General features: G+C 68.4%; 13 protein-coding genes. 4 read left to right on the top strand and 9 right to left on the bottom strand.

The genetic code is table 11. The annotated features are described in order from the left end of the window. Window positions 1-7: 7 nt before the first annotated feature. Entirely contained in the window at window positions 8-841 is an 834-nt protein-coding gene (locus ACFTZB_RS02570; protein ID WP_378429960.1) for a uroporphyrinogen-III synthase, read from the bottom strand. A 39-nt stretch (window positions 842-880) separates the two neighbouring features. Between ACFTZB_RS02570 and ACFTZB_RS02565 the strand changes: the two genes are divergently transcribed. Further along, window positions 881-1258: a VOC family protein gene (locus tag ACFTZB_RS02565; protein ID WP_378429959.1), complete on the top strand. Its 378-nt coding sequence runs from the start codon at window positions 881-883 to the stop codon at window positions 1256-1258. Here the strand turns inward: ACFTZB_RS02565 and ACFTZB_RS02560 are convergent. The 6 genes from ACFTZB_RS02560 to typA all read right to left on the bottom strand — a co-directional run bounded on the left by ACFTZB_RS02560 (window position 1255) and on the right by typA (window position 8256). Further along, window positions 1255-2772, bottom strand: a complete 1518-nt coding sequence (locus ACFTZB_RS02560; RefSeq protein WP_378429958.1) for a catalase — start codon at window positions 2770-2772, stop codon at window positions 1255-1257. The two genes, ACFTZB_RS02565 and ACFTZB_RS02560, sit on opposite strands and share 4 nt — an antisense overlap. Window positions 2773-2802: 30 nt before the next feature. Then, on the bottom strand, window positions 2803-3231 hold the full coding sequence (locus ACFTZB_RS02555) for a hypothetical protein (protein WP_378429957.1): 429 nt from the start codon (window positions 3229-3231) through the stop codon (window positions 2803-2805). Between the two features lie 14 nt (window positions 3232-3245). Next, entirely contained in the window at window positions 3246-3404 is a 159-nt protein-coding gene (locus tag ACFTZB_RS02550; RefSeq protein ID WP_005239161.1) for a hypothetical protein, read from the bottom strand. A 99-nt stretch (window positions 3405-3503) separates the two neighbouring features. Next, on the bottom strand, window positions 3504-4382 hold the full coding sequence (gene mshB, locus ACFTZB_RS02545; RefSeq protein WP_378429956.1) for an N-acetyl-1-D-myo-inositol-2-amino-2-deoxy-alpha-D-glucopyranoside deacetylase: 879 nt from the start codon (window positions 4380-4382) through the stop codon (window positions 3504-3506). Further along, window positions 4379-6226, bottom strand: coding sequence for an ABC transporter family substrate-binding protein (locus ACFTZB_RS02540; RefSeq protein ID WP_378429955.1), 1848 nt, complete (start codon window positions 6224-6226; stop codon window positions 4379-4381). The genes mshB and ACFTZB_RS02540 overlap by 4 nt, the downstream gene beginning before the upstream one ends. Window positions 6227-6348: 122 nt before the next feature. After that, window positions 6349-8256, bottom strand: coding sequence for a translational GTPase TypA (gene typA / locus ACFTZB_RS02535; RefSeq protein ID WP_276142009.1), 1908 nt, complete (start codon window positions 8254-8256; stop codon window positions 6349-6351). A 331-nt stretch (window positions 8257-8587) separates the two neighbouring features. Here typA and ACFTZB_RS02530 point away from each other — a divergent pair, with 331 nt between their 5' ends. Further along, window positions 8588-8764 carry a hypothetical protein gene (locus ACFTZB_RS02530; protein WP_005253649.1) on the top strand — a complete coding sequence of 59 codons (177 nt, stop codon included), beginning with the start codon at window positions 8588-8590 and terminating at the stop codon, window positions 8762-8764. Between the two features lie 2 nt (window positions 8765-8766). Here the strand turns inward: ACFTZB_RS02530 and ACFTZB_RS02525 are convergent, their stop codons facing one another. Then, on the bottom strand, window positions 8767-9147 hold the full coding sequence (locus tag ACFTZB_RS02525) for a (deoxy)nucleoside triphosphate pyrophosphohydrolase (protein ID WP_378430016.1): 381 nt from the start codon (window positions 9145-9147) through the stop codon (window positions 8767-8769). Between the two features lie 58 nt (window positions 9148-9205). Here ACFTZB_RS02525 and ACFTZB_RS02520 point away from each other — a divergent pair, with 58 nt between their 5' ends. Then, a complete protein-coding gene (locus ACFTZB_RS02520; protein WP_124389488.1) occupies window positions 9206-9490 on the top strand; it encodes a 4a-hydroxytetrahydrobiopterin dehydratase in 285 nt (94 codons plus the stop codon). On the opposite strand, the gene ACFTZB_RS02515 is transcribed toward ACFTZB_RS02520, so the two are convergent. Further along, a complete protein-coding gene (locus tag ACFTZB_RS02515; RefSeq protein ID WP_378429954.1) occupies window positions 9438-10772 on the bottom strand; it encodes a mannosyltransferase in 1335 nt (444 codons plus the stop codon). The two genes, ACFTZB_RS02520 and ACFTZB_RS02515, sit on opposite strands and share 53 nt — an antisense overlap. 317 nt (window positions 10773-11089) lie before the next feature. Between ACFTZB_RS02515 and ACFTZB_RS02510 the strand changes: the two genes are divergently transcribed. Next, window positions 11090-11872: a hypothetical protein gene (locus tag ACFTZB_RS02510; protein WP_378429953.1), complete on the top strand. Its 783-nt coding sequence runs from the start codon at window positions 11090-11092 to the stop codon at window positions 11870-11872. Window positions 11873-11917 lie beyond the last annotated feature (45 nt).

Here is an 11917-nt window from a genome sequence, read left to right as displayed (position 1 = left end):
AGGACCGTCAGCGCCGCTTCGGGAGCTCCTCGATGATGTATTTGGCCATGCTGCCGAGCCGGGGGCGGGCCGGTTGCAGGGTGTCCACCCCGAGGACGGTGAGCGGCGAGGCCGTCACGGATCCGACGCAGACGGGTGCGACCGGACCGTGGAACGCCCGCAGGAGGGCGTCGACCCTGTCGGTGTCCTTCGCGGTGCTGAGCAGCGAGGAGACGGCGGGTGCGCTGGTGAACGTGACGGCGTCGACGTCGGCTCGGATGATCCGGTCGAGCAGCGTGAGCAGCGGCTGCTGATTCTCGGGCCGGATCCACCGGTACACCGACACGGCCGTCGTCCGGGCCCCGGCGCCGGCGAGGGAGACGCTGAGGTCGGTCATCGGTTCCCATTCGGTGATGGTGCCGTGCAACTGGACCGCGACGCGTAGTCCGCGCACGCCCTCCGCGACGAGGTGTTCGTGCACTTCCTCGGACGATTCGGTGTCGGGCGACCACTCCTCGCGCAGGCCGGCGCCGCGGACGGCGCCCTTCGCCTTGGGACCGCGGGTGATGATCCGCGCCGACTGCAGGGCGGTGAGCAGCGCGTCCTCCTCGTCCCAGGCCCGTGCCGCGTCAAGCCACCCCCGGAACCCGACGGCGGTGCTGACCACGAGGAGATCCGGCGGCGACGCGATGATCTCGGCGGTGCGGGCGCGCAGATCGGAGTCGTCGACGAGCGGAAGCACGTGGATGGCAGGGGTGTGGACGATGGCGGCGCCGTGCCGTTCGAGCAGCGTGATGAATTCGGCGGCCCGGCGTTCGGCGGTGACGGCGATGGTCAGTCCGGACAGTTCGTCGTTCGACATTCTCTCAGTGTGACGGACGAATCGCACTAGGCTGCGCACATGATCACAGCTGTGCACACTCTGGTCTACGCGGACGACGCCGAAGCCGCCCGCGACTTCTTCCGCGACGTGCTGGGCTGGCGGCACGTCGACGCCGGCGGCGGCTGGTTGATCTTCCGCACCGGGCCGTCCGAGATGGGTGTGCATCCCACCTCGGACGATCGGGGCGGTGAGCCGTGGTCGACCCGGCCGCACCACGAGATCTCGCTGATGTGCGAAGACATCGAGTCGACCGTGGCGGAACTCGAGGCCAAGGGTGCCGAGTTCAGCCGCGGAATCCGCGACGACGGGTACGGCCTCACCACCTCCCTGAAGATCCCCGGAGCGGGTGAGATGATGCTGTACGAGCCTCGGCACCCGGTGGCGTTCGAGCGTTAAGCCTTCGCCTGCGCGCTGCTGCGCGCCGGATTGGCCTGCTCCCCCGCCTTGGGATCGGTCTCCGACTGTTTCGTCGACACCCCGTCGGCGATCCGGTCGCCGAGCGTCTTGTCGACGTTGCGCCAGTACTCGAACGCCTTCGCCAGGATCGGTTCGGTGACGCCGTTCAGCAGATGCCCGACGACGTTGTCCACCAGACGGTCCCGGGCGGCGTCGTCGAGCACGTCCCGGACCATCGTCCCGGCCTGACCGAAGTCGTCGTCCTCCTGGTGGAGTGCGTAGGGCGAGCGGACCATGTCGCCGGCGCCGTACCAGGTGGCGGTCTCCCCGACCTGCGAAGGGTCGGCATGCGGGCCGCCCTTGGAATTCGGCACGTACACCGGGTCCCCGGGGTTGTGGTGCCGCATGTTGCCGTCCTTCGAATACGAGTGGACGGGCACGTGTGGCCGGTTGACGGGCAGTTCCTTGTAGTTGGCGCCGATCCGGTAGCGGTGGGCGTCCGGGTAGGAGAACAGCCTGCCGATGAGCATCTTGTCGGGACTCGGGCCGATGCCGGGGACCAGATTGCTCGGTTCGAATGCGGCCTGCTCGATCTCGCAGTGGTAGTCCGTGGGGTTGCGGTCGAGGGTCATTCTGCCGACGGGGATCAGCGGGTAGTCGCTGTGCGGCCACACCTTGGTGAGGTCGAACGGGTTGAACCGGTAGTCGTCCGCATCCTCGAACGGCATGATCTGCATCTTCAGCGTCCAGCTCGGGTACTCGCCGCCGTCGATGTGCTCCCACAGGTCCCGTGTGTGGTAATCGGTGTCGACGGACGCCATCTGGTCGCCCTCGTGCTGGGTGAAGAACTCGATGCCCTGGTCGGTGTGGAAGTGGTACTTCACCCAGAACTTCTCGCCGGCGGCGTTGACCCACATGTATGTGTGGCTGGAGTAGCCGTTCATGTGCCGCCAGGTGCGCGGAATGCCGCGATCGCCCATCAGCCAGGTGACCTGGTGCGCCGACTCCGGGGACAGCGTCCAGAAGTCCCACTGCATGTCGTGGTCGCGAAGGTTGTTGTCGGCGCGCCGCTTCTGCGAGCGGATGAAGTCCTGAAACTTCATCGGGTCGCGGACGAAGAAGACGGGCGTGTTGTTTCCGACCATGTCGTAGTTGCCCTGCTCGGTGTAGAACTTCACCGCGAATCCGCGGGGGTCGCGCCACGTGTCCGGGCTGCCGCGCTCGCCGGCGACCGACGAGAATCTGATCAGCAGATCCGTCTTCTTCCCGGGCTGGAAGAGATCGGCTTTCGTGTACGCGGAGACGTCCTCGGTGACTTCGAACCGTCCGAACGCCCCGCCTCCCTTCGCGTGCGGTTGGCGCTCCGCAACGCGTTCGCGGTTGAACTGGGCCATCTTCTCGATCAGATAGTGGTCCTGGAGGAGGATGGGCCCGTCCGTCCCGATGGTGAGCGAGTGTTCGTCACTCGTGACCGGGATGCCGGCGTCGTCGGTCGTGAAGTTCTGATCTGTCATCGCGATGCTCCTTCAGCAGGCTGCTGGTCGCTACCGCGTACCCCCGCGTTCCGGAGGTGAAACAGCCCCGAAAGCCGCTTTGACACTGACCTTCCACAGGTAGACCGCGGCGGGAAGCAGCGAGCCGATGAGGAGCAGGAGCGTCCAGACGGACGCGAGCATGAGCACGTCGCCGCCCGGACCGCCGAACATGCACAGCAGGAAACCGGCCCCCCAGCCGGCGAGTGGCAGCACTCCCGACCCGACCCGGCCGGTCGTGGACCGGGCGGCGATCACCAGCGCCAGATTGGCGACGGCGGCGGCGAGGATGCTGATCGGAAACGGCGTGGCACCGAGATAGCTGGGCAGGAACAGCACCGACAGGACGGCGCACAGAAAACCGTCGAACACCAGCAGCGCGAGGGTGACCCTCCCCAAAGCGTCGAGGTGCCCGGGTTGCGCTGCGGTGCCGACGGTCATGTGTCAATAGTGGATCAGGCGACGGGCGGGTAGCCCAGCAGGGTCAGCAAATGGCTCTGCATGTCGGCGAATCCGTACAGCACGCTGTAGTACAGGTCGTGCTGGGCCGGCCACGAGGGCCGGAGTGTATCGACGAACGCGACGATGGCGTTCTGAACATCCCAGTTGTACATCTATCGCCTCTCCTGACGGGTGCCACGCGGACTCGACCGCGGCCGCTGCGTGACGTGCGCCACAGTGTAATACGTAACACCGGTCACAGACACCTGCGGTCAGCGACCCACGCCACCGAAGAGGTCCCGCTCCCGGCCGTCGGCGTCCCGATCCCCGAGGGCGCCGCGGACCAGCACGAAGTGCTCCTCCACCAGGATCGGCTGCGCGATGTCGTTGGAGAGTGCGTACTCGGTGCCGCTCGGCGCCACGGTCACCTGGGTGGCGTGCGCCGACAGCGCGTTCCGCTTCGCGTCGAGCACACCCCGTACGTCGATCACCGTCGTCACGTCGGCGTCCGGCACGCTCGGCAATTCGCCGGGCTCCGGCAGCCGCCAGCCGTCCGGAAGATCACCGATGCGGCAGAGTCCCGCCTCGAGCGCGCTCGCCTCGGTCACCGTCCAGTACAGTTTCGCGACCTCCCAGGGGACGCCCGCGTCGGGGAACTGTTCCGTTCCCGCCGCCTCGACGGCCGCCGTGACGATCCCGTGCGCCTGGATGTGGTCGGGGTGCCCGTATCCGCCGTCCGGGTCGTACGTGACGACGACGTGCGGCCGCACCTCGCGGATGACCGCCACGATCGCCGCGGTCACCGCGTCGCGGTCGGCGTTGACGAAGGCGCGCGGGTTCGCCGCCGACGCCGCGCCCGCCATGCCGGAGTCACGGAAGCGCCCCGCTCCCAGGAGGAATCGCGGCCGCCCGGCACCAAGAGACGCCAGCGCGGACGTCAGCTCACCGATCCGGAACCCGCCGAGTTGATCGGCGGCGTCCGCGACCAGGTGCGCCCACTCGTCGCCGATCACCTCCCCCTCCTCGCCGAGTGTGCACGTCAGGACGTGGACGTCGGCACCGTCGGCGGCGTAGTGCGCGATGGTGCCGCCGGTGGTGAGGGTCTCGTCGTCGGGATGGGCATGGACCAGCAGAAGTCGCCGCTCACTCATTCCTTGATCCTGCTCCAGTCTGCTGCGTCACTGAATATTCCGACCGGCACCGCGCCCGACAGCGATACTCCGTCGACACCGGGCCCGGCCGCGACCAGCGTGCGGTCCTGCATGATCGGCAGCACCGCGGCCAGGTCCCAGAGCCTGCGATCGGCGTCGGCGAGGGCCTGCGGCACGTCACCGACCCCGCGCAGCGCGGCGTCGATCGACGGCTGCAGGGTGGGGTCGCAGACTCCCGACAGATTCGACGGGGCCTCGGCCTCCGACACCGAATCACGCTCGGGTCCGGCGGTTTCCGCGTTCGGCTGGGTCGTCGCGACCACTGCGGGCGGACAGCTGTGCCGGGACGCCAGCGCCGTCGCCGGGTCGGACCCGGCCCGCGACCAGCCGACGACCGCTCCGATGTCGCCCTTGCTCAGCGACTCCCCGTACAACTCCTCGGCCGGCAGCGACGTCACGGTGGCGTCGATGCCGGCGCCGCGCAACTGGTCGGCCGCCGTGTTGGCGACGGCGCTCGCCGTGTCGTCGCCCTCGGGCGTGCCGATGACGAGCGTGAGCGGGACGCCCTCGCGGACGAGCCGGGTGGGCGGCACCGTGCCCGCGGGAACGACGGTGTCCGTAGGCGTTTCGGCGACGTAGCCGTATTCGGCCAGCTGTGCCAGCACCTGTTCGCGGCTCGGCCGAGCGGGTGCGGTCGCGCTGTAACCGGGATCGGAGGGGGCGTAGACCTGCGAGCGCGCCGGGACCGCCGACGCCTCGCTGCCCGCGCCGACGACGGCGAGCAGTTCGGTGTCCAGCAGGTTCAGCAGACTCTTCCGCACCCGGACGTCAGCGAGTTCGGGCACCCGGCCGTTCAGTGTGAGGTCGAGGCCGCGGGGTTGGAACGACGCCCCGGTCCGCACCGTCGGGATCGCCGCGAGCTGAGCGGACGTCGCTGTGCCCCCGTGAATCTGGACGATCTGGGTGTCGTTGTTGCGCATCGAGTCGGCGAGCTGCGACGGGGTGCCGTCGCGACGCATCAGGATCTGGTCGGGTGTCGCCGGCTTGTCCCAGAACCGGTCGTTGCGTTCGAGCAGGATCTCGTCGCGGCCGCGGTCGATCGACTTGATGTGGAAGTGCCCGCCCGACACCGGGATGTTCTCGGCCAGCCCGGTCGCGAAGCCGCCCGGCGAATCCTTGATGAGGTGGGACGGCAGGAGGTCGGTGAAGAGTTCACGCCACGCCGGGTAGGCGGCCTTCATCACGACGGTGACCGTCTTGCCGCCGCCCGAGGACCGGACGTCCTGGATCAGGTCGTAGCCGGCGGGGTCGACCACGCCGGGGGCGCTGATCATCTGCTGCCACAGGTAGCGGAAGTCCTCGGCGGCGATGGGCGCGCCGTCGGACCATTGCGCTTCGTTGCGCAGCTGGTACGTGACCGTGAACGGTTCCTGCGACGTGACGTCGGCGGAGACGACGAGGGAGGAGTCGGGGATCCAGGTGCTGCCGCCCGGGTGCGCCGGGGCGGGTACCGGCCGGAACGGGCTGGGCAGCACGAGAGCGCTGACCGCGGAGTTCGCCGGCGACTGGTCCGACAGCAGGTGCGGGTTGAATCCGCTGCCCACGTCGTCGATCGCGACGACGACGGGCTGCTTCTCGGTCGGCGACACCGTCGGCTTGGGGCTGTCGGTGCTCTCGACCGGGGGCGGCGGATCGGCGGTGCACGACGTGAGTACCGCCGTCGACAGGGCCAGCAGGAGTGCGGTCACCGCCGTACCGTTCCCGCGCCTTCGGCCCCGCGCTCCCCGAACTGCCCGCACTCCGCGAACTGCTCGGACCCTCTCGAGTCGACCCCCAGCACCCACCGCGCCGCCTTTCCTCAGAGATACCGGAAGGCTCCGGAAACCCACGAGCGAATGTACCTTCGGTCGACGATCGATCGAAGGTACATCCGCCCGGTTGTGTTCGACGTGGTCGGACGTGCCGACTACAGTGCCGCCTTGTCGCGGGCCTTGGAACGCGAACGCTCACGGGCACGGTCGGTGGCCGACAGGTGCACCTTGCGCACCCGCACGACCTCCGGGGTGACCTCGACGCACTCGTCGCCGGCGCAGAACTCCATCGCGCCTTCGAGCTCCAGCTTGATCGGCTTGGCGAGGGTCTCCATCACGTCGGCGGAGGACTGACGCATGTTGGTGAGCTTCTTCTCGCGGGTGACGTTGATGTCGAGGTCCTCCTGGCGCGGGTTGATGCCCACGACCATGCCCTCGTACGTGTCGGCGCCGGGCTCGACGAAGAACGTTCCGCGGTCGGCGAGCTGGATCATCGCGAACGGGGTGACCGAGCCGGTGCGGTCCGAGACGAGCGAGCCGGTGTGGCGCGCGCGGATCTCGCCGGCCCACGGCGCGTAGCCGTGGAAGACGGCGTTCGCGATACCGGTGCCGCGGGTCTCGGTGAGGAAGTCGGTGCGGAACCCGATCAGGCCGCGCGAGGGGACGATGAACTCCATCCGGACCCAGCCCGCGCCGTGGTTGGCCATCTGCACCATCTTGCCCTTGCGGTTGGCGAGGAGCTGGGTGATGGCGCCGAGGTACTCCTCGGGGCAGTCGATGGTGAGCTCCTCGAAGGGCTCGTGCACCTTGCCGTCGACCTGACGGGTGACCACCTGCGGCTTGCCGACGGTCAGCTCGAAACCTTCGCGGCGCATCTGCTCGACGAGGATGGCGAGCGCGAGCTCACCACGGCCCTGGACCTCCCAGGCGTCGGGGCGGCCGATGTCGAGGACCTTGAGCGAGACGTTGCCGACCAGTTCCTGGTCGAGGCGCGACTTCACCATGCGGGCCGTCAGCTTGTGTCCGCTGACCCGGCCGACGAGCGGCGAGGTGTTGGTGCCGATGGTCACCGAGATGGCGGGCTGGTCGACCGTGATCCGCGGCAGCGGCACCGGGTTCTCCAGGTCGGCGAGGGTGTCGCCGATCATGATGTCGGCGAAACCGGCGACCGCGACGATGTCGCCGGCGACGGCCTTCTCGGCGGGCTGGCGCTCGACGCCCACGGTGGCGAGCAGTTCGGTGATCTTGGCCTTGGTGACGACGGGCTCGCCGTCGACCTCGCGGCACCAGGAGACGGTCTGACCCTTGGTCAGCTCGCCGTTGTGGATGCGGACCAGCGCGAGACGGCCGAGGAATGCGGACGCGTCGAGGTTGGTGACGTGAGCCTGCAGCGGCGCGTCGACGTTGCCCTTGGGCGCGGGCACGTAGTTGAGGAGGACCTCGAACAGGGCGTCGAGGTTCTCGGCGTCCGGCGCGTGACCGTTCTCGGGCTGCACCTTGGACGCCTTGCCCTCACGGCCGGAGGCGTACAGGACGGGAAGGTCGAGGGCGAGCTCGGCGGCTTCGGCGGCCTCGTCGTCGAGGTCGGACGCCAGGTCGAGCAGCAGGTCGTGGCTCTCGGAGACGACCTCTTCGATGCGGGCGTCGGGACGGTCGGTCTTGTTGACCACCAGGATGACGGGCAGCGACGCGGCGAGCGCCTTGCGCAGCACGAAGCGGGTCTGCGGCAGCGGGCCCTCGGAGGCGTCGACGAGCAGGACGACACCGTCGACCATGGACAGGCCGCGCTCGACCTCGCCGCCGAAGTCGGCGTGACCGGGGGTGTCGATGACGTTGATGACCGTGACACTGCCGTCGCCGTGGTGCTTGTGGACGGCGGTGTTCTTCGCGAGGATGGTGATGCCCTTCTCGCGTTCGAGGTCGCCGGAGTCCATCACGCGATCGACCAGTTCGGCGCGCTCCTCGAATGCCCCCGACTGACGCAGCATGGCGTCGACGAGAGTGGTCTTGCCGTGGTCGACGTGTGCGACGATGGCAACGTTACGGAAGCTGGTGATGGTCACGCGGTGGCTCTCCTGGCTGAGTTGATTCGGCCACGCGAAAGTTCCCTCGCACGGCTTTCTGGCGGCCGCCTTGTCATCTCGATTCAGAATCCTCGTCGAGGCGATGGTAAATCGCCCAGTACAGGCATCGCGGCCACGTGAATACTACCCGCCCGAACGGCTACTTCGCGCATCGCCGGCTTCGCGGGGCATGCCCGACCAGCGTAAAGTGATCTGCGCCACGTCGAATTCGGCCTGCCTCGCCTGTGCGGTGAGGCCGAAAGCTGAGGGGACGCTAACCTGATCGGAGCCGGTGGATACCGGCGTTCACCGGAGTAGGAAGGCCGAGCCGATGGGCAAGGTGAAGGCCAGCAAGGTCTCGGGTCTCAAGCCGAAGAAGAAGTGTTGCCGCAGCAAGACACGGTGCATCAAGTGTCCGGTCGTGATCATGCGCATGAAGAAGCTCGAGAACGAGGGCGCGTCCAAGAAGGAACTGAAGAAGGGGCTCAAGAAGGCCCGCGCGGCCTGAGGTCAGGCCCACCCGTTCAGGTGCAGCCGCAGGTCCGGCACCCATCCGCGGTCGTTGCCGACGAGATCGATCTCGCCCAGTTCCCGTTCGTCCACCCACCGCAGTTCCGCATGGTCGAGCGCAGCAGGTGTGCCCGACACCAGTTCGACGCGATAGGCGCGCAGCACCCGGCCGTCGGGCAGCGGCACGTCGTCACCGATCCGGTCGCCGCCCGACACCTCGACGCCGAGTTCCTCCCGCAGTTCGCGGCGCAGCGCGTCCTCGGCGCTCTCCCCCGCCTCCGCCTTGCCGCCGGGCAGCTCCCACAGTCCGGCGAGTTCCGGGGGCCGCGTCCGCTGCGCCAGCAGCAGCCGGCCGTCGACGATGATCGCGGCCGCCACCACCTCACCGGTGTTCTCGACAGGTCTTGCACGTTCCTCGGGCACGGCACCATCATGAGGTATGGCCGAGTTGCTGTCAGACGGAGAGATCGACACCGCGCTCGCAGGACTGCCCGGGTGGCAGCGGGCGGGTGATTCCCTCGCCCGCACCGTGGAATCGCCGAGTTTCCCCGAAGCCGTGGAGCTGGTCCGGAAGGTCGCGGAGGCGGCGGAGGCCGCGAACCACCACCCGGACATCGACATCAGGTGGCGCAAGGTCACCTACACGCTGTCGACGCACTCCGCCGGTGGTCTCACGCAGCTGGATCTGGATCTTGCTGCACAGATCGACTCACTGGCGGGCTGATCTCGCCGACGGCCGCGGCGGCACGCTTCGTGCGCCGCCCGGCGTAGGCCACCCAGAGGTAGACACCGAACGCGCCGACGACGTCGACGGTGCCCAGCCACGCGAGTACCGCGGGCCGGGAGATCAGCCAGATCGAGTCCTGGAAGAAACTGAGCACCCAGGGCACGCCGATGAGGGTGGTGACGAGCCAGTATCCGGCGAGGATCCGGGTGCCGAGCATCGCCCCGTAGGGGCCGTGCAGCAACCAGATCAGCATCGGGATCACCCACACCCAGTGGTGTGACCACGAGATCGGGGAGACGAGCAGCCCCAGCAACTCGACGATGACGAGGGTGCCGAGCCGATCGTCCCGGGCAATCGCCCGCCAGGCCAGGACGGCGAGGACGACGGTCAGCGCCACCGCCAGTAGCCAGAGGGCACCCGTCTCGACGTCGTATCCGAGCAGCCGCGACAACGCACCGCGCAGCGACTGGTTCCAGACCGAGCCGACCGGCCCGATGCGATCGGCGTCACCGAGCAGGTGGGTGAAGTACTCCCGCGCCTCCGAGCCGATCAGCAGGTAACTGACTCCGACGGTCGCCGCGAACGCGACCCCCGAGAACACGGCGGCCTTCCAGCGGCGTTGCATCAGGAAGTAGAGGCCGGTGATCGCCGGGGTCAGTTTGATCCCGGCGGCGAATCCGACGAGCGCACCGGACAGCCACCACCGGGAACTGCGGACCGCGGTCATCACGAGCAGCGCCAGGAAGACGTTGATCTGGCCGTAGTCCAGCGTGGTGCGCACCGGTTCCACCCACACCCCCACCGTGGTCCACAGCACCGCGACCGCACGCCAGTGCGGGCTGCGCGCGGCATCGCCGAGTACGAGCCCCAGGCTCATTCGCGCCAGCGCGTACAGGGCGAGGATGGTGAGCAGCTGCCAGCCGACCCCGACCAGCGGGAACGGCAGGTAGTGCAGGGGAAAGAAGACGAGCGCCGCGAACGGCGGGTAGGTGAACGGCAACGGAAAGTCCGGTGTCACTTCCGAATAGGTGAAGTCGTAGAGACTGCCACCGTGGAGCGCCTCGGAACCGTCGACGTAGACGTGCAGGTCGACGAGGTTCATCCCGTTGGGACTCAACAGCGTCCACGCCATCCGCCCGAGCACCGACAGCACGAGAAGCACAGGCGCGCATCGCAACAGGGTGTGCAGGGCGGATACTCCCCGCGTCGACGTGGGTGAACGCTCGGATGTCGGGTCGTCGGAGGCTGCTCCGCCGTCGGACGCTGCATGGTCGGACACAGTGTGGCGCTCTCCCGTGAGGTGTGTAGATGTCTCAGCCGATCCCGAAACGGTCCCGCACAGCGTAGACGGCGCCGCCCGCGGCCCCCGAGGTGTCCGTAGCCGTGCGTAACAGTTGCATCACCAATCACACGAACCACACGAACCACACGCTATCGTCACCGGAGGATCACCGTCGGGGTCTGTATGCCATACACTCCCACCGGGGTGCCGCAGCTACCGGTGAACGAACTCGTGAGCTGTACAACCCGGGGGCGCTGTACATAGAGTGACCCCCCGAGCCGTCAGACGTGGATTGAGTTGTCGTCCACGCTGTTATGACTAAGGATGGGGAGACTGTGCTTCGAACCCGAGGTATGCGCAGAGCAGTGACTGCTCTCGCCGTGGCCGCAGCAGCCGCTATGGCAGTGCCGGCCCAGGCGATCGCGCAGCCGACGCCGCCGCCCGTACCCGAAGGCATCCCCGTGGAGATGCTCGCATCGTTCGCACCCGCCATCATCGGCGCGGCCGCTGGTACCGAAGACATCGCCGCAGGACCCCAGGACGCGATCCTGGACCAGGCCCGCAACCTCCTCGAGTCCCCCGGCATCCCGCCGGAACTCAAGTCCACCCTCGAGCGCGTCATCACGTTCCTCGACGGCAGCGGCGGCGGCGGTCCCGAGATCCCGCAGGAGAACGCACCCGTCATCGCACAGTTCCTCTACCCGACCATCGGCAAGGGCTGCATCGGCGAAGGCGCCGACTCGGTGGGCACCGCGCTCGCGGTCCCCGGTCCGGCCCAGCTGCCCCCGCCCGGACCCAAGGCAGGTCAGGCCGGTTTCGTGTTCACCGCCCTCGGAACCAGTTCCGTTGCCGCCGAACAGCCCAATCCGCTGACCGTGACGTGGATCAACCTGGACAACCAGCGGCGCGCCACCCAGAACCTCACCAACGAGGCCAAGATCAACCCCGACGGACCGGCGACCCTGTCGGCGATCGCGGACACCGGCCCGGGCCGCGTCCTCGCGGTCGTGTCGGGCGGTCTGACGACCCAGAAGGAGGGCGCGGCGCCGATCACGTGCAGCTTCCTCCCCACCGTCGGCATGTTCCAGGTCGCGTAGCACTTCACAGCTGACGAGCGAGGGGCCCTCCGGATCCGTCCGGAG

Origin of the sequence: Rhodococcus sp. NPDC057014, from assembly GCF_042673295.1 — a bacterium.
Classification (GTDB): Bacteria; Actinomycetota; Actinomycetes; order Mycobacteriales; family Mycobacteriaceae; genus Rhodococcus_F.
The sequence above is the reverse complement of the archived record's forward strand: the minus strand, read 5'-3'. Positions and strand labels throughout refer to the sequence as shown.